This is a genomic window from Amycolatopsis roodepoortensis (assembly GCF_014873915.1).
In the GTDB taxonomy this organism is placed as follows: domain Bacteria; phylum Actinomycetota; class Actinomycetes; order Mycobacteriales; family Pseudonocardiaceae; genus Amycolatopsis; species Amycolatopsis roodepoortensis.
Genome location: NZ_JADBEJ010000008.1, coordinates 417,896 through 441,516, shown reverse-complemented (window position 1 = coordinate 441,516; position 23,621 = coordinate 417,896). Strand labels below are relative to the sequence as shown.

25 protein-coding genes are annotated in these 23,621 nt (G+C 68.8%); 8 read left to right on the top strand and 17 right to left on the bottom strand.

Features of this window, described 5'->3' with window-relative positions:
• Positions 1-64 precede the first annotated feature (64 nt).
• Positions 65-1,882, top strand: a complete 1,818-nt coding sequence (locus tag H4W30_RS39725) for a substrate-binding and vWA domain-containing protein (protein WP_192747428.1) — start codon at positions 65-67, stop codon at positions 1,880-1,882.
• 11 nt (positions 1,883-1,893) lie between these two features.
• Entirely contained in the window at positions 1,894-2,637 is a 744-nt protein-coding gene (locus tag H4W30_RS39720) for a hypothetical protein (protein WP_192747427.1), read from the top strand.
• 3 nt (positions 2,638-2,640) lie between these two features.
• On the opposite strand, the gene H4W30_RS39715 is transcribed toward H4W30_RS39720, so the two are convergent.
• A complete protein-coding gene (locus tag H4W30_RS39715; RefSeq protein ID WP_192747426.1) occupies positions 2,641-3,648 on the bottom strand; it encodes a hypothetical protein in 1,008 nt (335 codons plus the stop codon).
• Between the two features lie 94 nt (positions 3,649-3,742).
• Between H4W30_RS39715 and H4W30_RS39710 the strand changes: the two genes are divergently transcribed.
• Positions 3,743-4,534, top strand: coding sequence for a DUF2470 domain-containing protein (locus H4W30_RS39710; RefSeq protein WP_192747425.1), 792 nt, complete (start codon positions 3,743-3,745; stop codon positions 4,532-4,534).
• Here H4W30_RS39710 and H4W30_RS39705 read toward each other — a convergent pair.
• Entirely contained in the window at positions 4,531-4,992 is a 462-nt protein-coding gene (locus H4W30_RS39705) for a PPOX class F420-dependent oxidoreductase (protein WP_192747424.1), read from the bottom strand. The two genes, H4W30_RS39710 and H4W30_RS39705, sit on opposite strands and share 4 nt — an antisense overlap.
• A gap of 23 nt (positions 4,993-5,015) precedes the next feature.
• Here H4W30_RS39705 and H4W30_RS39700 point away from each other — a divergent pair, with 23 nt between their 5' ends.
• From H4W30_RS39700 to H4W30_RS39690, 3 genes are all read left to right on the top strand, one after another.
• Positions 5,016-5,813 (top strand): CPBP family intramembrane glutamic endopeptidase, encoded by a 798-nt coding sequence (locus tag H4W30_RS39700; protein ID WP_192747423.1) that lies wholly within the window; start codon positions 5,016-5,018, stop codon positions 5,811-5,813.
• Positions 5,814-5,826: 13 nt separating this feature from the next.
• Positions 5,827-7,038, top strand: a complete 1,212-nt coding sequence (locus tag H4W30_RS39695; protein ID WP_192747422.1) for an arginine deiminase — start codon at positions 5,827-5,829, stop codon at positions 7,036-7,038.
• 157 nt (positions 7,039-7,195) lie between these two features.
• Positions 7,196-7,747 (top strand): ferritin, encoded by a 552-nt coding sequence (locus H4W30_RS39690; RefSeq protein ID WP_034309611.1) that lies wholly within the window; start codon positions 7,196-7,198, stop codon positions 7,745-7,747.
• Between the two features lie 75 nt (positions 7,748-7,822).
• Here H4W30_RS39690 and H4W30_RS39685 read toward each other — a convergent pair whose 3' ends face one another.
• From H4W30_RS39685 to H4W30_RS39670, 4 genes are all read right to left on the bottom strand, one after another.
• A complete protein-coding gene (locus H4W30_RS39685; RefSeq protein WP_192747421.1) occupies positions 7,823-8,665 on the bottom strand; it encodes a hypothetical protein in 843 nt (280 codons plus the stop codon).
• Positions 8,662-9,174 carry a SigE family RNA polymerase sigma factor gene (locus H4W30_RS39680; protein ID WP_192747993.1) on the bottom strand — a complete coding sequence of 171 codons (513 nt, stop codon included), beginning with the start codon at positions 9,172-9,174 and terminating at the stop codon, positions 8,662-8,664. Before H4W30_RS39680 ends, H4W30_RS39685 begins: the two co-directional genes overlap by 4 nt.
• 184 nt (positions 9,175-9,358) lie before the next feature.
• A complete protein-coding gene (locus H4W30_RS39675; RefSeq protein ID WP_192747420.1) occupies positions 9,359-9,712 on the bottom strand; it encodes a DUF952 domain-containing protein in 354 nt (117 codons plus the stop codon).
• Positions 9,713-9,778: 66 nt separating this feature from the next.
• Positions 9,779-10,660 carry a DUF5926 family protein gene (locus H4W30_RS39670; RefSeq protein WP_126732512.1) on the bottom strand — a complete coding sequence of 294 codons (882 nt, stop codon included), beginning with the start codon at positions 10,658-10,660 and terminating at the stop codon, positions 9,779-9,781.
• A 290-nt stretch (positions 10,661-10,950) separates the two neighbouring features.
• On the opposite strand from H4W30_RS39670, the gene H4W30_RS39665 reads away from it, so the two are divergent.
• Positions 10,951-11,163, top strand: coding sequence for a hypothetical protein (locus tag H4W30_RS39665; RefSeq protein ID WP_192747419.1), 213 nt, complete (start codon positions 10,951-10,953; stop codon positions 11,161-11,163).
• 49 nt (positions 11,164-11,212) lie between these two features.
• On the top strand, positions 11,213-12,379 hold the full coding sequence (locus tag H4W30_RS39660; protein ID WP_192747418.1) for a cytochrome P450: 1,167 nt from the start codon (positions 11,213-11,215) through the stop codon (positions 12,377-12,379).
• Here H4W30_RS39660 and H4W30_RS39655 read toward each other — a convergent pair.
• The 11 genes from H4W30_RS39655 to H4W30_RS39605 form a co-directional block, all read right to left on the bottom strand.
• Positions 12,376-12,684: an antibiotic biosynthesis monooxygenase family protein gene (locus H4W30_RS39655; RefSeq protein WP_192747417.1), complete on the bottom strand. Its 309-nt coding sequence runs from the start codon at positions 12,682-12,684 to the stop codon at positions 12,376-12,378. The genes H4W30_RS39660 and H4W30_RS39655 overlap by 4 nt on opposite strands.
• Positions 12,685-12,861: 177 nt before the next feature.
• On the bottom strand, positions 12,862-13,788 hold the full coding sequence (locus tag H4W30_RS39650) for a DUF4328 domain-containing protein (RefSeq protein ID WP_192747992.1): 927 nt from the start codon (positions 13,786-13,788) through the stop codon (positions 12,862-12,864).
• A 35-nt stretch (positions 13,789-13,823) separates the two neighbouring features.
• On the bottom strand, positions 13,824-14,174 hold the full coding sequence (locus H4W30_RS39645; protein WP_126732518.1) for a rhodanese-like domain-containing protein: 351 nt from the start codon (positions 14,172-14,174) through the stop codon (positions 13,824-13,826).
• A gap of 47 nt (positions 14,175-14,221) precedes the next feature.
• Positions 14,222-15,853, bottom strand: coding sequence for a solute symporter family protein (locus H4W30_RS39640; protein WP_192747416.1), 1,632 nt, complete (start codon positions 15,851-15,853; stop codon positions 14,222-14,224).
• Positions 15,850-16,203: a DUF485 domain-containing protein gene (locus tag H4W30_RS39635; protein ID WP_126732520.1), complete on the bottom strand. Its 354-nt coding sequence runs from the start codon at positions 16,201-16,203 to the stop codon at positions 15,850-15,852. Before H4W30_RS39635 ends, H4W30_RS39640 begins: the two co-directional genes overlap by 4 nt.
• Positions 16,204-16,315: 112 nt before the next feature.
• On the bottom strand, positions 16,316-18,133 hold the full coding sequence (locus tag H4W30_RS39630) for a sodium/solute symporter (protein WP_225950798.1): 1,818 nt from the start codon (positions 18,131-18,133) through the stop codon (positions 16,316-16,318).
• Positions 18,134-18,259: 126 nt separating this feature from the next.
• Positions 18,260-18,775: a DUF485 domain-containing protein gene (locus tag H4W30_RS39625; protein WP_192747415.1), complete on the bottom strand. Its 516-nt coding sequence runs from the start codon at positions 18,773-18,775 to the stop codon at positions 18,260-18,262.
• Entirely contained in the window at positions 18,772-19,608 is an 837-nt protein-coding gene (locus tag H4W30_RS39620) for a LytR/AlgR family response regulator transcription factor (protein WP_185927068.1), read from the bottom strand. The genes H4W30_RS39625 and H4W30_RS39620 overlap by 4 nt, the downstream gene beginning before the upstream one ends.
• A 145-nt stretch (positions 19,609-19,753) precedes the next feature.
• Positions 19,754-21,145, bottom strand: coding sequence for a glycoside hydrolase family 16 protein (locus tag H4W30_RS39615; RefSeq protein ID WP_192747414.1), 1,392 nt, complete (start codon positions 21,143-21,145; stop codon positions 19,754-19,756).
• A gap of 174 nt (positions 21,146-21,319) precedes the next feature.
• Positions 21,320-22,165 carry a S49 family peptidase gene (locus tag H4W30_RS39610; protein WP_192747413.1) on the bottom strand — a complete coding sequence of 282 codons (846 nt, stop codon included), beginning with the start codon at positions 22,163-22,165 and terminating at the stop codon, positions 21,320-21,322.
• A gap of 19 nt (positions 22,166-22,184) precedes the next feature.
• Positions 22,185-23,480 carry a histidine kinase gene (locus H4W30_RS39605; RefSeq protein WP_192747412.1) on the bottom strand — a complete coding sequence of 432 codons (1,296 nt, stop codon included), beginning with the start codon at positions 23,478-23,480 and terminating at the stop codon, positions 22,185-22,187.
• Positions 23,481-23,621 lie beyond the last annotated feature (141 nt).

The window sequence follows — 23,621 nt, the reverse complement described above, 5'->3', positions numbered from 1 at the left end:
GCAACGTCAAGCCCGGCAAGGCGAAACCTCCGGATAATCGGTGTTTCTCACCGGGAGGTTCTCCATGGTCGTGAATCCAGGGCAGTCCCGCGGCGGCCGGAAGGTCCTGGCGTTCGTGGCCGCCGCGGTGGTCGCGATCGGGTTGATCATCGGTCTGCGCGCGATCACGAGCGATTCCGGCGAGGAAGCCGCGGAAGCGAAGTGCACGACGGGCGACGCGGTCAAGCTGCAGGTGTCGTCTTCGCCGGAGAAGGCGGGCGTGGTCGCCGAAATCGCCAAGGGCTACAGCGGCCGCACGGTGGCCGGACGCTGCGTGGACGTGCTCGTGCAGTCGAAATCGTCCGGTACCGCGATGCAGGCCCTGTCCCGCGGCTGGAACGAGGCGGTGGACGGCCCGCGCCCGGACGTCTGGACGCCCGCCGCGTCGGGCTGGGTGAACCTGTTGCGCCAGAACCTCACCGGCTCCGACCATCCCGCGCTGGTACCCGAGGGTGACCCGGAATCGGTCGCGAACGCACCGCTGGTCGTCGCGATGCCGAAACCGATGGCCGAAGCGCTCGGCTGGCCGGGCAAGGGCATCGGCTGGAAGGACCTCGCCGCGCTCGCCACCGATCCGCAGGGCTGGGCGAAATACGGCCATCCGGAGTGGGGGAAGTTCCGGCTGGGGAAGACGAATCCGAACATCTCGACCTCCGGCCTCAACGCCACCATCGGCGCCTACTACGCGGCGACGGGAACCTCTTCGGACCTCACCGCGAACGCGCTCGCGAAGCCGGAGGCCCAGACGTTCGTGCGGAACGTCGAGCAGGCCATCGTCCACTACGGCGACAACACGCTGACGTTCCTGACGAACCTGCAGAAGGCCGACGACCGTGGCGCCGCGATGTCGTACATCTCGGCGGTGACGGTCGAGGAGAACTCGCTCGTCGGCTACAACCAGGGCAATCCCACCAACGACCCGGCGAAACGCGGCCAGCACGCGCCGCCGAAGGTGCCGCTCGTCGGGATCTACCCGAGCGACGGCACGCTCAACTCCGACCACCCGTTCACCGTGCTGAACTGGGCCGACGACATCCGCAAGCAGGTCGCGGCGGATTTCCTCGCGCATCTGCGCGGCGCCGAAGCGCAGCAGAAGTTCAGCGACATCGGTTTCCGCACGTTCGACGGGAAACCCGGCTCGCAGACCACGAAGGAGAACGGCGCCGAGCCGGATTCGAAGCTGAACCTCATCCGCCCGCCGAGCCCGCCGGTGCTGACCGAGGTGCTGAAGTCGTGGAAGGACCTGCGGAAGAAGGCGAACGTGCTGCTGGTCGTCGACGTCTCCGGGTCGATGGGCGACGGCGTCGGCGGGACCGGGAAGAACAAGATGGATCTCGCGAAACAGGCGGCCGTGGCGTCGTTGCCGCAGTTCAGCGACGCGGACAAGGTCGGGCTGTGGATGTTCTCGACGAAACTCGACGGCGACAAGGACTACGTCGAGCTGCGGCCGGTGTCGCCGATCGGCGGTGAGCAGGGCAGGCAGGAGCTGGCGTCGCGGCTGAACGGGTTGACCCCCCAGAACGGGACGGGGCTCTACGACTCGTCGCTCGCCGCCTACGAATTCATGAAACAGCGGCTGGATCCGGACGCGATCAACGCCGTCGTCGTGCTCACCGACGGCCGGAACGAGGATCCCGGCGGAATCGATCTGCCGAACCTCGTCGGACGACTGAAGGCCGAAGGCGGCGGCGAAGCGGTGCGGCTGTTCACCATCGCGTACGGCTCCGACGCGGATTTGGACATCCTCAAGGAGATCGCCGAGACCACCCAGGGGGTCGGGTACGACTCGTCCAAACCGGACTCGATCGACCAGGTCTTCACCGCCGTGATCTCGAATTTCTGAGATCCTCGGATATGCGCTTCGTCCGTGAACTAGCCGAACCGTGGGGACTTCTCCTCGCGGCGACGTCGACGGGTGCGGCCTGGGCGGTGCAGCTGCCGGTGCTCGCCGCGCTCGGCGTCGGTGTGACCGTGCTGGCGGCCCGGGCAGGCGTCGCCGCCGCCACGCGGCCGAAACCCTTGCCAGAACCCGAAGATCGACCACTCCCCGACGTCGAACCCGGTTCGCCGGAGGCGGATTGGCTGCGGCGCGCGGAAGCCGCGGCCGACGGTTTCGGGTCGATTTCCGCTTCGCTCGACACCGGACCGCTCGCCGACCGGGTGGCCGATATGGAACCGGTGGTGCGGGAGACCGTCGACACCCTGCGGCGGCTGGCCGCCCGGGCGTCCGCCACCGGAAAGGCGTTGGCGCGAGTGGATCTCGGCGCGGTGTCCGCCGAGAAAGCCCGGCTGCGAAAGGATCTCAAGGCCGCCGACGACGACGACATCCGCGGTGACCTGATCCAGTCGCTCGAAGCCGTGCAGGCACAGGAGGACGTGCACGCGCGGCTGTCGAGCGCGCAGCGGAAACTGCTGGCACAGCTGCGATCCGGCGCGCTAGGCCTCGACGGGCTGGTCGCCAGGGCGGCCGAATTGTCGGCCGCCACCGGCGATTCGCTGCTCGACACCACCACGATCGGTGAACTGAGCGAGCAGCTGGAAGGGATCCGGCGAGGGGTCGTGGAGACCGAGGAAGCGACGCGGCGGTCCCTCGGCTGACGTTCACCGGCCGAATCGGGCCGGCCCGAAAACGGCGTGACCGGGCACTCCGGCCTTCGCCGTCTTCCCGGCGACGGGCACGCCGAGCACCCACAACCGCCCGGTCGCGGCGATGTTCGCGGCCAGCGACGGATCCGAACCACCGGCGGTGACGGTGACCTCGCGGCCGTCGGGGAGGACGGTCCGGCCCTTGACGGTGACCATGCCGAAGAAGCTGATCGACGCCGGCCCGGACACGACGGCGAGTTCGGTCCATCGCGGCTCGGGCAGCTTCCTGAGCAGCACCAGCGCGACGACGGCGAGGCCGAGCGCGCCCGCCGCGCAGCCGTAGCCGAAGTAACCCGAATACCGCACCACGACGCTGTCCCGCTTCGGATAGTCCGCCGACGTCCAGAAGGCGAACGCGCTCATGACGAGCAGCATCACGACACTGATGAAGTAGTACGCCGAAAGCAATCGCCGCTGCGTCGCGAGCATCCGGCCGGGTGACACCGGCTCGAAGGCCAACGGGACCGAGCCCTTCACCGGAGCGCCGCGGAACGCGCCACGGCGCGGGACGACGACACCGGGCAGCATGACGAACGGGCCGAGCACCCAGAGCCGTCGCTGCGCCGCGAGTTGCGTCCGGAGCGGGGTCGGGAGCCGCACGACGAGCCACCGCCCGTCCAGGGGAACACTCACCCGTGCACCCGCGACGACGGCGCCGTCCAGCCCGTTCACCAGGCGGAACGGTTTGCCGGTGAGCTTCCGCATCGAGGAGGATCCGGCAACGGCGGAGTAGCCGAAGTAGAGCGAAGACGGTGTCATGAAGACCAGAAGGGCCGAGGGCACGGCGATCCCGTGCCCACCGAAGACCGCGAGCACGACGCCCAGCGCCACGAGCAGTCCGGTCGCGACGGCCATCGTCCCGGCGGTGACGGTGTTGCGATCGAGAAGGGGTGTCAGGACCGGCATGTTCGTCGCCGGAATCCCTTCGGGTGGTTCGAGCACCCGGATTCCGTGGGCTTCCACCTGGTCAACCTATACGGACACGGCGAGACGTGATCCAGACTACTTCCGCTCGGCGGCCAGATCAGGTTAGGCTCACCTAACTAGGAGGTGAGCCGTGACCACACCGACGTCCATCCGCCGCCCGCCGGCGCCGAACCCCGCCGAACGCGCGAAGACGATCGCCACCCGCAACGGGCCGGCGACGCTGATGCCGACCGCGGAGCAGCGTGATCAGCCAGGACAGTGCGGCCGGGTCGTCCCCGTGCTGCACCACGTGCACACGAGCGGCAGCGTCAGCATCCTGCTGCCGGACGAGCACCACCTGGTGAAACGCGCGCACGAGGCCCAGCGCGGCGAGCTCGCGGTGATGGTCGAACTGACCGATCAGGCGCCGGTCGACCTGCGGGAGCCCATCCGCGGGCTGCTGTGGATCACGGGCTGGCTCCGCCCGCTGTCGGAGGTTTCGGCGCGGGCCCGGGCGGTCTCCATCGCCGAGACCCGGCCGGACGAGCGGCTGCTGGACGTCGGGCACGGTGTGACGCTGCTGCGGCTGACCCCGGCGTCGCTGGTACTCGCCGACGCCGAGGGCACGCATTCGCTCCGGCCGCATATGTTCAGCGCCGCGCCGCCGGATCCGTTCCACGACTACGAGGCCGCGTGGCTGCGGCATCTGGAGACCGACCACGCCGACGTCGTCCAGCAGCTCGCCAAACACGTGCCCGCCGAACTGCGCGGCGGCTGGATCCGGCCGCTCGGGCTGGACCGCTACGGGCTGCGGCTGCGGGTCGAGGCCGACTCCGGCGACCACGACGTCCGGCTCGCGTTCTCGCGTCCGGTCGAGGGGCCGCAGCAGCTGAGCGGCGAGATCCGCCGTCTCGTTGGCTGCCCGTACTTCCCGCAGGGTTAGGCGAGTTCCGCCGGGAAACCGCCCTTGGCGACCGGGCCCCAAGACTCGATGGTGACGCGGATGATGCTCTTACCCTGTTTGACCATCGCTTCGCGGTACTCGTCCCAGTCGGGGTGCTCGCCGGAGATCGCGCGGAAGTAGTCGACCAGCGGCTCGACCGAGTCGGGCAGGTCGAGCACCTCGGCGGTGCCGTTCAGCTGGACCCACCGGTCGTTCCACTCGTCGGAGAGGACGCAGGCGGACACCTTCGGCTCTCGCCGGATGTTGACGACCTTCGCGCGTTTCGGGTATGTGGAGATGACCAGCCGGCCCTCGCCGTCGACACCGCAGGTCACCGGGGAGAGCTGCGGGCCGCCGTCGGCCTTGGTGGTCATCAGGATGGCGCGGTGGCGGGTGGACAGGAAGTCGACGAGCGCGGCGCGGTCGACGGTTTCGTTGGTCGCGATGCTCCTTGGCATGACCCGACGGTAGCGTGCGGACGATGAGCTGGCTGCGTCCCGAACGCCCGGCGCTGCCGGAATTCGTGGAAGATCCGGCGCGCCGCCGCGCGATCGTCATCGAACTGGTCGTCGTCTTCGGCATCACCCTCGGCCTGTCCGGGCTGCGCAGCCTGCTGTCCCTTGTGGACTCGCTGCTGCAGCCGGTGCCGCTGGCGCAGCAACAGGCCCAGCTGAACGTCCCACAGGCGACGCTGAGCCTGGTCGACCTGCTCAAGCAGCTCCTGAGCGCCGGTCAGCTGGTCGGCTGGGGCGCGCTCGGGCTGTACCTGTTGTGGCGCGGCGGGATGAAGCTCGCCCAGATCGGCCTCGACAGGCAGCGCCCGGGCCGCGACGTCGTCCACGGGCTGCTGCTCGCCGCGGTGATCGGGATTCCGGGGCTGGGGCTGTACTTCCTGTCCTACGGCCTCGGGTTCAGCCTGTCGGTGCAACCGTCCACTTTGGGCGAGACGTGGTGGCGCCCGATCACGCTGACGTTGTCGGCCTTCGGGAACGCGTTCGCCGAAGAGGTGCTCGTCGTCGCATACCTGCTGACCCGGCTGCGACAACTCGGCTGGCGGGAGAACACCGCGCTGGTCGCGTCTTCGGTGCTTCGCGGGTCGTATCACCTGTATCAGGGTTTCGGTGGTTTCGTCGGCAATGTGGTGATGGGCCTGGTGTTCGGCAGGCTGTGGCAGAAGACGAACCGGCTGTGGCCGCTGATCGCCGCGCACACCGCGCTGGATTTCGTTTCCTTCGTCGGATACGCGCTGCTCAAAGGGCGAGTTTCCTGGCTTCCCTAGCTAGTGTGAAGCCGTGATTGACGAGACGACTCCACCCCGAGTTGACAGCGAAGTCGGCCCCCTGCGTGCGGTGCTGCTGCACAGGCCCGGCAACGAGCTCAAAAGGCTCACGCCTCGCAACAACGACCAGCTCCTGTTCGATTCCATCCCCTGGGTGGACCGCGCGCAGGAGGAGCACGACGCGTTCGCCGAGGTGCTGCGCGGCCGAGGCGTCGAGGTGCTGCTGCTGGCCGACGCGCTGCGCACGGCGCTCGCGGACACCCGCGCCCACGCGGCGGGCGTGCACGCGGCCGTCGACGAGCGGCGGCTCGGGCCCGACCTCGCCGATTCGCTCCGCTCCCATCTGTCGAGCGTCGCACCGGCGACGCTGGCCGAGGTCCTGATGGCGGGAATGACCTTCGAGGAACTGCCCGCCGCCGAGGGCGCCTCGCTGGTCCGGCTGATGAACCATCCGAACGACTTCGCCGTCGATCCGCTGCCGAACCTGCTGTTCACCCGTGACTCGTCGGCCTGGATCGGCGACCGCGTCGCGGTCTCCTCGCTGACCATGCCCGCCCGGGTCCGCGAAACCGCGGTGCTGGACCTCATCTACGCCTACCATCCGTGGTTCCGCCACGCGGCCCGCGCGTACGGCGCGCATTCGGCGCCGATCGAGGGCGGCGACGTCATGCTGCTCTCGCCGGGCGTCCTGGCCATCGGCGTCGGCGAGCGGACGACCGCGGCGGGCGCGGAGTCGCTGGCGCGGTCGGTGTTCGCCGACGGGATCGCGCACACCGTGCTCGCCGTGCCCATCCAGCAGACCCGCGCGACCATGCATCTGGACACCGTCTGCACGATGGTCGACGCCGACGCCGTCGTCATGTATCCGCTTTCCCGCGATTCACTGACCGCGTTCACGATGCGGCCGACCGACGACGGTTCGGTGAAGGTGGAAGGCCCGGCCCCATTCCTCACCGCGGCCGCCGAGGCAATGGGAATCGACCGGCTCCGGGTCATCGACACCGGACTCGATCCGGTCACCGCGGAACGCGAGCAATGGGACGACGGGAACAACACTCTCGCGCTCGCGCCCGGCGTGGTCGTCGGGTACGAACGTAATGTGGAAACCAACGCGCGCCTGGCCGAAGCCGGTATCGAAGTACTGGCCATCACCGGCTCCGAGCTGGGCTCCGGCCGCGGCGGGCCGCGTTGCATGTCGTGCCCCATCCGGCGCGAAAGCATCTGATCCGGAAATAAAGTAAGCCTTCCCTAATCAATTTCGATTGATTAGGGAAGGCTTACTTAATTGAGGTGAACCTATTATCGGTAATACTAACCTAATAGGGGGCAGATCACCAGGCAAAAGTGGAAATCGAATAAGGAGTTGGCGTATCGTCGAACACATGGCCCTCCTCAAGAAGCAACCGCGCTCGAAGTTCTACGAACTGCTGCAGGCGCAGATCCACAACGAGTTCAACGCCTCCCAGCAGTACATCGCGCTGGCGGTCTGGTTCGACGCCGAGGACCTGCCGCAGCTCGCGAAGCATTTCTACAAGCAGTCCGTCGAGGAGCGGAACCACGCGATGGCGCTGGTCCAGTACATGCTGGACACCGACCACCACGTGGAGATCCCCGGCACCGGCGACGTGCGCAACGACTTCTCCGACGTCACCGAGCTGATCGAGCTCGCGCTGCAGCAGGAGAAGGACGTCGCGACCGACATCCAGCAGCTGGCCAAGGCCGCCCGCGCCGAAGAGGACTACATCGGCGAGCAGTTCACGCAGTGGTTCCTCAAGGAGCAGGTCGAGGAGATCTCCCAGATGTCCACGCTGCTCAACATCGTCAAACGCGCGAACGGCAACCTGTTCGAGGTGGAGAACCACCTGCACCGCGAATCCGTCGGGGACGGCGGCGCCGACTCGGGGATGCCCCCGGTCGCCGGCGGCGCGCTCTGACGCACTGACCAACGCTCCCACCACGGGAAAACCCGGGCTCTCCCCCTTGGAGAAGCCCGGGTTTTCTCGTTCCCGTCAGCTGAACTGACAGCTCTGGTCGACGCGGGTCAGCAGGATGCCGATGGCCGAACCGTCGTCGGCGAGTGAGATCCGGTACGCGCTCCCCGCGCCGGCGGGCGCGAAGTAGGCGCTGCCGTTCTTCGTGCTGCCGGGGTACGCGGCGAGGATGTCCGACTCGGTCGAACCGACCCCGATCCCCTCCGGGGTGTGCACGGTCCCGGCCGGGTTGATCACGGTGATCCCTTCGGCGTCGGTCAGCGACACCGAAGCCGGTCCCGGAACGGCGGTTCCCTCCACGTAGCCGTAAACGCAGGATGCCCGGTAGTCCTTCGCGCGCAGCGGGCCGACGGCGGCCTCCGCCTCCTCCTCGCTCATCCCGAGCCGGAGCTTGCCGAACCCGGCCGGGGTCAGCAGCGCGCCGGTGGTCACCTTGCGCGGTGCCGGCGGCTTCGTGGACGCGGTGCTCTTCGGGGGCGGGGCGGGCTCGTCGTGGGATGTCGACTGCGGTTGCCCGGACGTGGGGTTCGGCGGGGCGGCCTGGGACGAGACCGGCGGCGCCGAGCTCCCCGGCGCGGGCTGCGCCAGGCTCGACGAGGCCGCCCCGATGGTGAGCTGGTCGCCCCCGGGGAAGGCCGCGCCGTTGTCCCTGTCGTGGATCGTGAAGACCGTGAGCCCTCCGCCGAGCAGGACCACCGCGGCGGCCATCCCGCTGGTGGTCTGCATCAGCTGACGGCGGCGTCGGCGACGGCGGGCGCCCGCGACGATCGTCTCGGGATTCAGCGTGGGTCCCACGCCCAGCCGCTCATCAGAGAACAGGTCACGCAGCTTCCGCTGCACGTCCTCTTCGGACATGTTCATCCCGCTTCCCTCCCTTCGTCCTTGGGCTCGATCAGGGCGAGCTTCGTGCGCAGCGACGCGATCGCCTTGCTCGCCTGGCTTTTGACGGTGCCCTGGCTGACCCCGAGCGAATCCGCGATCTCGGCTTCGGACAGGCCTTCGTAGTAACGCAGGACCATCACCGCGCGTTGCCTCGGCGGCAGCGCGCGTAACGCCTGCCACAACGGCTCGTGCTCGAACGGGTCGGCCGGGCTGTACGGCTGGGTGTCCGGCGGATCGGGGACCAGGCTCTCGCGTTTGGTCCGGCGCCAGCGGCTGATATGCGCGTTGGAAATCGAACGGCGGATGTAGGCCATCGGGTCGCCGGTCTTGTGCTGGACGTACGACCAGCGGGAACCGATCTTCTCCAGCACGGTCTGGACGAGGTCGGCGGCGTCGTGCGGGTTTCCGGTGAGGGCGTGGCCGTACCTCAGCAGGCCCGGGAGGCCGGCCTTCACGAAGTCCCCGAAGTCGGTGAGTTCACCCGGCACGTCACTCCTCCGGCTCTCGCCGGTCCCCCAGACGTCCGTCCCCGGCACGACCGTCGCGGCAGCGGTCACCGTATCGCCTCCTCCCGGGGTCATCCGGCCAGGTTCACCTGGCTCACCTCTCCCGAAACGCATGACCGCCCCCACAGGTTGTCTCTTGCCGCGAACCAATTCGAGGGACGCTTGCTCAGCGCCTCGACACGGAGCCGGGAATTCTGAACGTACCGTCCCCCTGAACAGGGAATTCGTGGACGGCCACCACGGCGTTACGGGGTATCGGCCCGTACACGTGGGGGAACTGGAGACCGGCCGGATGCGGCGGGTCGCCGTCCTCCCAGACGACGGGCGCGCCGACGAGCGCCGGGTCGATTTCCAGCAGCAGCAGATCGGTGCGGCCGGGGAACACGGCGTTGGCCGGGATATGCGCCGTCCCCGGGTCCGAGCAGTGGATGAAGCCGTCGGAGCCGAGGGACGCGGCGGTGTAGACGCCACCTTCGGGCACCTCGGCCCAGTCACCCTTGGGGCAGATGTGGAGGATCACGCGCCCATTGTCGCGTGAAGGCCCCCTTCCCTCGGCTGAGCCGAGGGAAGGGGGCCTTCACGCGAGTCAGCGGATGGTGAGCTGGCGGCCGATCAGGCCGTCGCGCGAGCGGCGCTCGGCGGCGTTGAGCGGCTCGGTGTCGAGCGACTTCAGCGCGGCGTCGAGCCGGACGCCGAGCTGCTCCTTCGCGTCGGCCCACTCGCGGGCGTGGGCCTCGGGGTCGAGATCCCACACCGGGACGAGTAGCCCGTGCGCGCGGAACGAACCGGCGTAGCGGGAGCCTTCGCCGAGGCCCAGCTCACCGGCCGCGGACAGCCGCGCAAGCGCTTGCAGCAGCAGGTTCTCCGGCTCCGGGCGGACCCAGCGCAGGTGCGCCTTCTCGCCGGCGAGCACCCAGTACGCGCCCGCGCCGAGGCGTTCGGTCGGCATGATCGCCGCGTTCGCGCGCTCGAGGGACAGCGCGACGTCGCCGCTCGCGTCGGCGTCCTCGGGCAGCCACCAGGCGAAGTCGTTGTAGAGCGTGACGTCGAGTTCGGCGTTCACGTCGAGCAGGTCCTGGAGGCGGGCCTTCTCGTCGGCGGTGGGCGGCGTCGTGGTGTCCGGCACGGACAGCACGTCACCCTCCTTGGCGTCCAGCACCCACCGCAGCGCGCGGCCGAGGTCGCGGCTGATGTCCGAAGACCGGGTCTGCACCTGCATGCCGACGTAACGCTCGCCGTCGGACCGGACGAACGCGGCCGCCGCCATCGGCAGCACCGTGCCGAGGGTGACCTTCTCGCCGGAGCCCAGCGTGAGCGCCGCCGTCGCCGACGGGACGAACTCGCGCAGCGCGATCAGCTCGGTCTCCGCCGCGAGCCCCTCGAAGGGCTGGCCGACGAAGACGTCGCGCACCTTCGGCTTGCGGTCCGAGGTCGTCTTGGGACCCTTCTTGCGCGAACCCTTGCCCACGTCAGCCTCCTCAAAGCTCGGTTCGGAACGCTATCGCGGGAAGGCAGGCGTCTCGTAAGGCCCCCGGGGTTGGTGACGAAGACGGCGCGGACGGCACCCGGCCGACCACCGGATCGACCGGATCGGCGGGTTTCAGCGGCCATCCGGGTACCACGGAAACGTGACTGAAAACGGTTGTCATCATCCGGACGATCGAATGACGGGTGATCAGCCTGCCCTTTTGCCCACCCCGCACCGAATACTCGATCACGGCGCCATCCCGGCGCCGCAGTGCGGAGAAGGGAACACAGATGAGCACCTCGAAGCGCCGGGCCGCCTTGGCCGCGGTTCCCGTGGCCCTCGGTCTGATGCTGGCCGGCCCCGCGGCGGGCACGGCTTCGGCCGCGCCGGAGTCCGGCAGAGCGGAGCAGGCCCGGCATTGCCTGCTGCTGTGCGTCGGCCATCACCACGGGCATCACCACCACGGCCTGCACCTGCACCTGGGGCTTTGGCTGCATCTGTAGCTCCGTGCCGCGCCGGGGCGGCCACCCCGGCGCGGGTTACAGTCGGCACGTGTTCGACCTCGCCGACCCGGCCTTCCTCGCGAATCCGTACCCGTATTTCGCCGATCTCCGCGAGCGCGGCGAAGTCCACCGGCACGACGGCCTCGGCATCGCCGTGGCGGTTTCGCACGCGGCGTCGGCCGCCGTCCTGCGGCATCGCGGGCTCGGCCGGATCTGGCAGGACGCGCTGCCGGTGGAGCGGTTCGCGTCGTTCAACCTGCTGCACCGCAACTCGCTGCTGGAGAACGAGCCGCCAGCCCACACGCGGCTGCGGCGGGTGATCGCTGGCGCGTTCGGGCGCGGGCACGTCCAGCGGCTGCGGCCGATGGTCGCCGAACTCGCCGACGGCATGGTCGACCGCCTCGCCGCCGAGATCGCCGAAACCGGCTCGGCCGACCTGCTGACGCATCTCGCGCAGCCGCTGCCGGTCGCGGTCATCGCGGAACTGCTGGGCGTCCCGGTCGAGGACGGCCCGCGCATGGTGACCCTCTCGAACCACATCGTGAAGATGTACGAGTACGGGCTCGCCGAAGAGAAGCGCGACGCCGCCGAAGCCGCGTCCGCGGAGTTCGTCGAGTACCTGCGCGGTGTCGCGAAGCAGCGCGCGGACTCCCCCGGTGACGACATCGTCAGCGATCTTCTACGTAGTGAGCTCACCGAGGACGAACTGGTCGCGACCGCCGTCCTGCTCCTGATGGCCGGGCACGAGGCGACGGTGAACGTCATCGGGAACGGCGTCAACGCGCTGCTGACCCACCGCGACCAGTGGGAGCGGCTGGTGGCCTCGCCGGAGCTGCTGGACCCGTGCGTCGAAGAGCTGATCCGCTTCGACGCGCCGCTCCAGCTGTTCGAGCGGACGGCGACCGCCGACGTCGAGATCGCCGGATTCCGGGTGGCCGAGGGCGAGAAGATCGGCGCGCTCCTCGGCGCCGCCGCACGGGATCCGAAGGTCTTCGACCGGCCCGACACCCTCGACATCGGCCGCACGCCGAACGCTCACCTCGGCTTCGGCATGGGCATCCACTACTGCGTCGGCGCCCCGCTCGCGCGCGTGGAGATCGCGGCCGCGCTGAGCTCCCTCGCCGCGAAGCTGCCGGGACTGGAACTCGCCGAAACCCCGGAGCGGCGGCCCGAATTCGTGATCCGGGGACTGCGCTCGCTCCGGGTCACCGCCTAGGGGTACTCGACGACGACTTCGTAGAGCGCGGCGTTGGGCGTCGCGACCTCCGCGGCGCGTTCGGTCGACGCCTGGAAGACCTGGTTCCTGCCCGCCGCTTCCCAGGCTTCCTTGCTGTCGTAGTGCGTGACGTTGACCAGCTGGAAGCGCGAATCCGGCAGCAGGGCCCGGTGGAGCTTGGCGTCGCGGAAGCCGGGCGCGTCCCGCATCAGCTTCGCGCGCTCTCGCCACGTCTCGACGAACTCGTCCACGCGGTCCGCGGGGATCTCGAAGACGTTGATGAAGGTGACGCCGTCGTCGCTCATGAGCACAGTCTCGAACCTCCAGCGAGCTGGAGGTCAATGGTGACCTGGCTCACCCCCCCAGGGGTCCGGGTGGTAGCAAAGGTCCCTTGCTCTCTTTTCGCAGGTCAGCGTGCAGCTTCGGCGACACGTGTGAACCGGCGGACGACACGCGTGATTGAACGGACGACACGAGTTGCGTCAGCGCACCGAAGAGGCAGGGCGCTCCCGCCGCTCAGGATCCGGCGCCCCATCCACCTTCAGCACGCGAAGCAGCCGAAGGCGCTTCTCCGCCACAGGAGCGAGCAGGCCGGACATGCGCTTCACGAGCAGCGCCGTCACCACCGCCAGCCCGGCCGCGGCCAGGTCGGTCAGCGCGACCAGGACCACCCCGTCGGCCAGGGCCTGGACGCCGTCGCGGAACCGCCAGACGATGACGAGCCCGAGCAGCACCCAGTTCAGCATCCAGACGCCCCACCAGATCAGCACGAGCCGCGACGGCTTCGGCCGGGTTTCGCGGGTGCGGCGCAGGACGGCGTGTTCGAGTTCGGCGACGACCGGCAGCACCATGATCAGGTTCACCACCGGCACCAGCACGAACACCAGCACGTGCCACAGCCGCCTCGGCGGCACCTCGCCGCGGGCGTCCGCGGCGGCGTGCCTCGCCACGAGTAGCCACCACACGGTGAGCCCCGACGGCAGCAGCGAAAGGATCGTCGTGAGCAGGCCCGCGGTGATCACGAAGCTGTCGGAGACCGAGACGACCGACGTCGACAACGCCGAGTTCCGGCTCTGCACGAGCAGGACGTAGCGCCAGATTTCCGCGGCCGAGGCCACGACGGCGAGAGCGGCGAAGGTCCACAGCACCGGCAGGAGACTTCGCGTGATCACCCGGAGCCGTTCCGCCGCGGTGACCTCGCCCGACGCCGTCCCGGGGACCGCGGTCGGCCGTCGCCAGACCAGGTTCGGGAAGCCCCATCGCGGCGGGACCGGATAGGACGGCGGACCGGAATAGCGCTCGGCCACGGGTTTGCGACGCGACGGCAAGGCGCCGGGCGGCGGCGAAGCGACCCAGCGGACGCGATGCCGCACCGGCTGCCGCATCGGCGCGGGACGCACCGGCGGTATCGGTGCTCTCGGCGGGTAGTGGCCTGGCTGCACGGTTACAGCACTTCGGGTTCGACGCCGGGATGGTCGCCGACCATCGGGCGCCCCTCCTGCTTCCAGGAGCCCATCCCGCCGGCGACGTTCACCGCGTCCCAGCCGCTCGCGTTGAGCCACGCGGCGGCGCGCGCGGACCGGCCGCCGCTGCGGCAGATCACGTGGATCGGCTGGTCGTCCGGCAGCTCGTCGAGTTCGCCGACGCGCGCGGGCAGTTCACCCATCGGGATGTGCTTGGCACCGGGGGCGTGCCCGGCGGCCCACTCGTCGTCCTCACGGACGTCGAGCAGCACGACGCCGTCCTTCGGCAGATCACGGACGGCGACGGTCGGGATGTCAGCAGGGCTCACCACCGTTCCATCCTCGCATCCCGTCCCGTTGCGCGCGCGTGAAGAGCGACTCAATGCTGGACGGCCTTTTCCGCCCCGGCGCCGGTGAGCGAGCGGACCTCCATCTCGGCGTACTTCTTCTGGTTGTGCTCCTTGGACAGCACGGTCCCGAGCCAGCCGAGGAAGAAGGCGACCGGGATCGACACGATGCCCGGGTTGTCCAGCGGGAACCAGTGGAAGTCGACGCCCTGGATCATCGAGGCGCTCTTCCCGGTCTTCGGGTCGACGGGTTTGCCCGAGACCGCGGGCGAGAAGACGATCAGGATGACGCACACGCTGAGCCCGCCGTAGATGCTCCACAGCGCGCCCTGGGTGTTGAACCGCTTCCAGAACAGCGAGTACAGGATGGTCGGCAGGTTCGCCGACGCCGCCACCGCGAACGCGAGCGCCACGAGGAACGCCACGTTCTGGTTCTTCGCGAGGATCCCGCCGACGATCGCGACCGCCCCGATCACCAGCGCGGTGATCCGCGCGACGCGGACCTCGCTGTCCGGAGCGGTCTTGCCCTTCTTGATCACGCTCGCGTAGACGTCGTGCGCGAACGACGCCGACGCGGTGATCGTCAGGCCGGCGACCACGGCGAGGATCGTCGCGAACGCCACGGCCGCGATGAACCCGAGCAGGATCGGGCCGCCCAGTTCGAGTGCCAGCAGCGGGGCCGCCGAGTTGGTCGTCCCCGGCGCCTTCGCGATCACGTCCGGGCCGACGAGCGCGCCCGCGCCGTAGCCGAGCACCAGCGTGAACAGGTAGAAGATGCCGATCAGCGCGATCGCCCAGACCACCGAACGGCGCGCGTCCTTCGCGGTCGGCACCGTGTAGAAGCGCATGAGCACGTGCGGCAGGCCCGCGGTGCCGAGCACCAGCGCGATGCCCAGCGACAGGAAGTCGAGTTTCGTCGTTCCGGTCTTGCCGTACTGCTTGCCCGGCCCGAGCAGCGCTTCCCCGGTCTGCCCGCCCTTGTCGACGGCGGCCTGGAACAGGCTGGACAGGTTGAAGCCGTACTTACCGAGCACCCAAAGCGTCATCGCGAACGTGCCCGCGATGAGCAGGACGGCCTTGATGATCTGGACCCAGGTGGTGCCCTTCATCCCGCCGATCAGCACGTACAGGATCATGATCACGCCGACGACGGCGATCACCAGGTCCTGGCCGAGGTTCCCCTCGATACCGAGCAGCAGGTTCACCAGGCCGCCCGCCCCCGCCATCTGGGCGAGCAGGTAGAAGAACGAGACGGCGAGCGTGGAGACCGCGGCCGCCGCGCGGACCGGGCGCTGCTTCATCCGGAAGGCCAGCACGTCGCCCATGGTGAACTTGCCGGTGTTGCGCAGCAGTTCCGCGACCAGCAGCAACGCCACCAGCCACGCGACGAGGAACCCGATCGAGTACAGGAAACCGTCGTAGCCGTTGATCGCGATCGCACCGGCGATGCCGAGGAACGACGCCGCGGAAAGGTAGTCGCCCGAGATCGCGATGCCGTTCTGCGGGCCGGTGAACGCGCGGCCGGCGGCGTAGTAGTCGGACGCGGTCTTCGTATTCCGGCTCGCGCGGAAAACGATCACGAGCGTGATCGCCACGAAGATCGCGAAAATGGTGATGTTGAGCGCCGGATTGCTGCCCTGTACGCCCGCTGCCAGCGTATTCACCGCTCGGTCCCTTCGACCTCATGCCGGATCTTGTCGGCGAGCGGATCGAGTTTCCGGTTCGCGTACCGGACGTAGAGGCCGGTGATCACGAAGGTGGACACGAACTGCAGCAGGCCGAAGACCAGACCGACGGTGATGTTGCCGAAGAGCTTGGTGCTCATGAACTCGGTCGCGTAGTCGGCGAGGAGCACGTACAGCAGATACCAGAGAAGGAACAGCGCCGAGACCGGGAAAACGAATACCCGCAGCCTCCGGCGCAACTCGGCGAAGTCCGGACTCGCCTGCACCTTTTCCCAGTCGGATTCCGGATCGGTATCGCTCACGTCGGACCTCCCGTCTACCGCGACCATTCGATGACTTCGTTGTCACGAAAGATCATGCCCCTCTCAGGGCCGAAGAGGAGCAATCCATTTGAGTGAACGGTACGACTCTGAGTAGACGCTCGCGACTCGAAAGAGTGATTTACTTCCGGTGGCGGCCTTTACCGGTGGTCCGTGCCTTCTCGGTCTTCTGTGGCTTCGCCGTGTCCGCTGTGTCGTCTTCGGCCTGCCCGAACCGGGCGACCGCGCGATCACGCATGAACCCGAGCGGGTCGGGCGCGTGCAGCCGCAGCATCACGCCGTGGACGTCGTCCGGCCGCCCGTATCCGGTCGCGCGGCTCACCACGTAGGTGGTCAGGAAGGCGGCCGGCACGGTGATCAGCGCGGGCTGGTTCGAGAACCACGGCGCCCAGCCGCCGCTGTACTTGCTGACGATGTTGACCACCAGCGCGGTCAGCACCAGCCCGCCGCCGACGAGCATCCCGGCCAGCGCGCCGGGCCAGCTGAGCTTGCGCCACCAGACGCCGAGCAGCAGCAGCGGGCTGAACGTCGACGCGGCCAGCGCGAACGACATCCCGACCGAAAGCGAGAGGTCCTCCGACGGCAGCAGGACCGCCAGCGCGAACGGGATGATCGCCACGATCGCCGTCGCCACCCGGAAATCGCGGACGCGGCCGGGCAGGACGTCGGTGGACACGACCCCGGCGACACTCACCAGCAGCCCGGACGAACTCGACAGGAACGCGGCGAAGGCTCCGGCCGCCGTCACCGCGCCCAGGATCTGCCCGCCGAGGCCGGGGAGAACAGCGGACGGCAGCAGCAGCACGGCGGCGTCGGTCTTACCGGTAACCAGCAGCTCCGGCACGTACATCCGCGAGAGCGCGCCCAGCAGCGTCGGGAACAGGTAGAACAGCCCGAGCAGCAGCAGGACGTGCACCGTCGTGCGGCGCGCGGCCTTCCCGTCGGGGTTGGTGTAGAAGCGGACCAGGACGTGCGGAAGCCCCATGGTGCCGAGGAAGGTCGCCAGGATCAGCGAATAGACCTGCAGCAGATCGGTGAGACCGCCCGACCCCGGCCGGAGCCAGTCGCCGTTGGACGTGGGCGCGTCGCTGACCACCGGCACCGGCGTGCCCGCGGTGAACTTCAGCGTCGTGCCCTTGGCGACCTTGTGCCCGGCCTCCGGCGTCCACACCGCGAAACCGTTGGCGCGCGCGCCTTCCACCTCTCCGTACGCCTCGAGCACGGTCACCGAGGTGACCTTCAGCGTGACGTCGGCCTGCACCGACACCGTGGTGTTCTCGGGGAACGTCGGCGGGGCGGGCTGCCCCAGCGGACGCGCGCTGCCCGGCCCGCCGGAACCGAGGAACACGATGCACAGGACGAAGGTCGGCACCGCGATGGCGAACAGTTTCAGCCAGTACTGGAAGGCCTGGACGACGGTGATGGCGCGCATCCCGCCCGCGATCACGTTGAACCCGACCACGAAGGTGACCAGGAGGGCTCCGGCCCACACCGGCACCGGCAAGATCGTCGAGAGGGTCAGCCCGGCGCCCTGCAGCTGCGGGACCATGTAGAGGATCCCGATGAACACCACGAACGCCGTCGAGAACCGGCGCAGCATCGTCGAACCCAGCCGCATCTCGACGAAGTCCGGCAGCGTGTACGCGCCGGACCGCCGCAGCGGCGCGGCGACGAACAGCATCAGCGCGAGATAGCCGGCGGTGAAGCCGATCGGGAACCACAGCGCGTCGGCGCCGTCCTTGAGCACGATGCCGGCGACGCCCATGAACGACGCGGCGGACAGGTACTCACCGGAGATCGCGGCTGCGTTGCGGCGGGACCGCACGGTGCGCCGGGCGACGAGGAAATCGTGCGTGCTGACGGCCGACCTCGAGGAGCGATGTCCGAGGTAGAAGGTCAGGACCGCCACCAGCACGATGCCGGCCAAGGGCAGTGTCATTTGATCGCGCGCTGACGGAAACGCGTCACTGTGAAGTCTCTCAGCGCTGGCGCGCTTCGAGACCGCGTGGCTGAGTCGACCTCACCTCTGATCACGCCAAGGATCCTCGCATGTGCAGCTCCGCAATCAGTTCTCGATCATGTCGACGAAGTCGCGTTCGTGTCGTTCGGCGAGCCGGTTGTACCAGAGGCCGATGCCGAACAGGAACGGGAAAGGCGCCACCCCGAGGATCAGCCAGGGCACGGGGATACCCACGACGGTCACCCGGCCGAAGGACGGGATCAGATAGAACAGCACCGGAAGCGAACACAGGGTGACCATCACCAGCAGCGCGAGCCAGGAAGCCGTCCGCAGCTGGATCTTCACCAGATCCCGGACCAGGAGCTTTCCCCAGCTGGTCTGTTCTTCGAGTTCGACCCTGGCCCGCAGGGTGCTGGTGGCCTGCCGCGGATCGGCGAGGATCACCCGCTGCCGCTTGGGTTTCGCGTGATGTTCGGGTTTGGCCTCGTGCTTCGGGCCGGACGGAGCGCCGGGAACGGGTTCGACGGCGGCGCCCTCGGGCGCCACCGGTTTCCTGCTCTTGCCGAGTGTCGGGTCCGGTTCGCGGACGCCGTTGACGCGGCGGTAGTAGTCGTCGGTCACGTCGACCGGTTGGCGCCGACCAGCCTGTCCTTGAGGGCGCGCGTGTGGCGGCGGCTCACCGGCAGCACCTTCTCCTCGTTACCGATCACGACCTGATAGCCGCCCTGCCCCATGCGCAGTTCGGTGATCAGCGGCAGGGAGACCAGGAACGACCGGTGGATACGGACGAAACCCGCCTTCTCCCAGCGTTCTTCCAGCTGGGCGAGCGGGATGCGGACCAGGTGGCTGCCGTCGGTGGTGAACAGCCGGGCGTAGTCGCCCTGCGCCTCGACCCAGCGGACCGAAGACCGCGGGATGAGCTTCGTGGTGCCCGCGAGCTCGACGGGGATGACCTCGTCGTCGTTCTTGACCTGTCCCAGCCCGCCTTCCGCGCCGAACTTCGGCGCGGCGTTGGCGGCGAGCTTGTCCATCACGCGCGTGATGGCCCGGTCGAGGCGATCCTGCTGGTACGGCTTGAGCACGTAGTCGAGCGCGCCGAGGTCGAAGGCGTTGACGGCCTCTTCCGCGTGCCCGGTCACGAAGACCAGCGCCGGCGACGGGCGCAGCGCGGCGAACACCCGCGACATCTCCATCCCGGACAGGCCGGGCATGTCGATGTCGGCGAACACCGCGTCCACGATCGGCAGGCCGCGGGACTTGCGGTCGGCCAGCCTCGGATCGTCCGCGGACAGCAGGCGCAGCGCCTCCGAAGCGTCGATCGCCGGGTAGACCAGGGCGACGTGCGGGCTGTTGCGGAGACAGTGGACGAGTTCGTCTAGCCCTTTGGGCTCATCGTCCACCGCCAGGACGATGAGCTTCCGGGTGTCATCGTGAGCACTCACAGTGAGACGCATCCTGCCCATTGCCGGGTTCCTTGTCCAGCCCGCTTCACGAAAGTCGAACGAAAAGGACGGCACCGCCCACCCCCGCGCCTGGGGTGACCGGTGCCGTCATCTTTTCCGGTGACACGAACCGCCTCGCCGTGCCACACCTATCCCTTCACGGCGTGAAGGTGAACCAGTTGACGCTCACGAAATCGGCGGGCTGTCCGCTCGTGAAGGTCAGGTAGACGTCGTGTTTCCCGGTGACGCCGCTGATATTCGCCGGGATGGTCCGCCAGCTCTGCCAGCCGCCGGTGTTCGCGACGGCGAAGCTGCCGACGGGCGGGTTGGACCGGCTGCCGAGCCGGACTTCGACGAGTCCGCTCACGCCGCCCGCCGCTCCGGACGCGACGCGCGCCTGGAACTGCCTGCCGGTCTGTGTCCCGAAGTCGATGCCCGGATACAACGCCCAGTCACCGTTGCCCGCGGGGCCGATGTTCTGCCCGCCGCCGGAATCGGACGTGGCCTGTTTGGCGATCCCGGCCGACTGGCTGTACGACTCCGCCTGGATCGTGCTGTACGCGCTACCACCGCCGGGGTTGTTCGTGGTCGTGGGCGTGGTGGGGGTCGTGCCGCCGCCGCGGGTCAGGACGGTGACGTAGTCGACGAGCATCGGGTGTCCGGGCACGATCCCCGGTCCCGGCGTCGTGGTGCCGGAGTTGTTGTTCGGGAACGCGCCGCCGATGGCGACGTTCAGCAGGACGAAGTAGCCCGCGTGGTTCGTCATGTTGGCCCACGTCGTGGCGTCGACCTGGTTCTGGCTGACCGAATGGAATTGCTGCCCGTCCACGAACCACCGGAACACGTTGGGGCTGACGCTCGTGTCCCATTCGAAGGTGTAGGTGTGGAAGGCGCTCTGGCAGCTGGCGCCGGGGCAGGTGCGGCTGCCGACCAGTCCGGTGGTCTCGTTGCACGGGCCGCCGGGGTTGACGCCGCAGTGCAGCACGCCCCAGACCGTGTTGATCCCGTTGACGTTCTCCATGATGTCGAACTCGCCGACGGCGGGCCAGTTCCAGTAGTTGCCGCGATACGGCGAGCCCAGCGCCCAGAACGCGGGCCAGTAGCCGAGCGCCGCGGCGCCGGTGACGTTCGGCATCTGGATGCGGCCTTCGATCCGCAGCGCGCCACCGGCCGGTGGTTTGAAGTTCGTGCGCTGCGTCTCGATCCGCGCCGAGGTCCAGTTGCCCGCGCCGTCACGCAGGGGCGTGATCCGGAGGTTCCCGGAGCCGTCCTGGGCGAGGTTCGCCGGGTTCGCCGTGTAGTTCTGGATCTCGCCGGTGCCCCAGTTGCCCGGGCCGCCGGGGTAGCCGTGGCCGGTGTCGATGATCCAGTTCGCGCTCGACGGGAGCGAGCCCGCGGCGCCGGTGAAGTCGTCGGTGAACACGGTGGTCCAGCCGGACGGCGGGGGCGGGACGGCGGCGGAAGCGGGCAGGGTGAGGGGGACGGTGATCAGAGCCGCGCCGGCGGTGGCGGCGAGCGCGATCTTCCAACGGGAACGATTAACGGACATCGGACCTCCTCGTCAACGCTGTCGAGGTTTGTTGCCGTTCACAACAAAGCGGTATGTCCGATATGAGACCTGGTCTGAACCACTTCCGCCTACCACCGTTCGGGTGAATCCGACCTGGCCCGAACGCGAAGAACGGCCCGATCCACGAGGACCGGGCCGTTCATCGCACGCAGATCAGAGGCCGAAGCGGCTCCAGGCGGCCTTGGTCTGGACGGCGTCCAGCAGCGCGCTCGCCGCGGCGGGGGCGCCGATGCCGAGCCGCGCCAGCAGCGGCTTCTTCGGTTCGGCGATCGCGATCTCGGCGTCCGGGTACCGCTCGGTGATCACCTGGCGGAGGCTGCCCACGCCGTCGACGAGACCGAGCTCGACCGCGCGGGCGCCCAGCCAGACGTCCCCGGTGAACAGGTCCTCGGAGCCGGACAGCCGGTCTCCCCGGCGTTCGGTGACCCAGTCGACGAACAGTTCGTGGAGCTGGCCGTGCATCTTCTTCAGCCACTCGACGTCTTCCGGCTTCTCCGGGCTGAACGGGTCGAGCCGGGACTTGTTCGCCCCCGCGGTGTGCAGCCGCCGCTCGATGCCGAACCGCTCCAGCAGGCCGGTGAACCCGAAGCCGCCGCTGATCACGCCGATGGAGCCGACCATCGACGTCCGGTGCGCGTAGATCTCGTCGGCGGCGCAGGCCAGCCAGTACCCGCCGGACGCGGCGACGTCCTCGGCGAAGGCCAGTACCGGCACGTTCTTCTCGTCGGCGAGCTGACGGATCCGCTCGGCGACCAGGCCCGACTGCGTCGGCGCGCCACCCGGCGAGTTGATCTGCAGCGCGACGGCCTTCAGCCGCTCGTGCCCGAACGCGCGCGTCAGCGCCGATTCGACGGCGGCGAGGTTGATCGTCCCCCTGGCCAGCGGCGACGGGGTCGGCGTGATCACCCCGTGCAGCTTCACCACGGCGACGACGTCCTTGCGTTCACCCCGATCGCCGATCATCGGGAGACGGGAGGTCAGCTTGTCCGCAACGCTCATACCGCCAGGTTACCGACGTTCACGACGGCAGCACGCCGCTGCGCGAACCGCTCACCCCGCTGGACTCGTTCGGGCCGCCCTGAGGCGGGACGCTCGCGCTGTCGGCGGAGAAGTCCGGCAGATTCGGCCGCACGCCGGGCATGAACTTCGGCACCCGCAGGGTCACCTTCATCCCGGCGCCGGGCGCCGTCTCGACCATGAGCGCGTAGTCGCGGCCGAACACCTGCTGCATCCGCTGGTTGATGTTGCCGAGCCCGACGTGCGCGCCCGTGCGGTGCTGGCTGCGAAGATCCGCGAGCTTGGCGGGCTCCATGCCGATGCCGTCGTCTTCGACGCTGATCAGCGCTTCGGCGCCGTAGTCCTCGGCGATCACCGTGACACAACCGCCCGAGGGCTTCGACGCGAGCCCGTGTTTGACGGCGTTCTCCACCAGCGGCTGGATGATCAGGAACGGGACGACCACCGAAAGCACCTCGGGCGCGATCTTCATCCGCACTTCGAGCCGTCCGCCGAAACGGGCGTTCTCGATGGTCAGGTACCGGTCGATGTTCCGCAGTTCCTCGGCGAGCGAGGTGAACATGCCCGACGTCCGGAACGAGTAGCGCGTGAAGTCCGCGAAGTCCTGAAGCAGCTCTCGCGCTTCCTCCGGGTCCGTCCGGATCAGCGACGAGATGGTGTTCAGCGCGTTGTAGACGAAGTGCGGCGAGATCTGCGCGCGCAGCGCCTTGATCTCCGCCTGCTGCAGCTGGTTCTTCGATTCGTCCAGGCGCGCCAGCTCGAACTGCGTGCAGACGAACTGCGCGACCGCGTCGGCCATCTGCACCAGCCGCCCGCGCGTGCGCCCGACGACCAGCAGCGCGGCCTCGGTCTCGCCCTCGACGATCAGCGGCACGATCACCGCCGTCCGCATCCGGCAGGTGCCGCGGTGGTTGCACGGCATCTTGTCGTGCGCGACGACCTCGCGCCGGTGCTTGCGGATCGCGTTGCCGATGGCGTCGACGAGGTCGACGTAGTGGTCGTTGGCCTCGCCGTCCCAGGACAGCAGCGTGCCTTCGCTGTCGGTGATGCCGACGGCGACGCAGTCGAGCATCTCCAGCAGCTGGCTGGTGATCTTGTCGGCGACCTGCTCGTCGAGGCCCTCGCGGAGATCCGGTGTCGCCTTCGACATCCGGTGGACGGCCTGCAGCACCGCGTTCTCGACGATGCTCGCGGGACGCCTCAGCTTGATCAGGAGGACGACGACGAGGATCGCGAGCAACAGCGCCACACCCCAGGGGATGATCTGCGCGATTTCGAGCCCGGACACGGCGTCCATGCTCTGCGCTCGACCAACCGGGTGCAAGGTCTGCTCCCCACTTTCCGTTGAGTTGTGACAACTGAGGGTGGGGCCGACCCTACCCAAGACCCGGGCGTTGTCCCCATGGTCACTCCCCGTCGCACGGAGAAGACTGTGCGC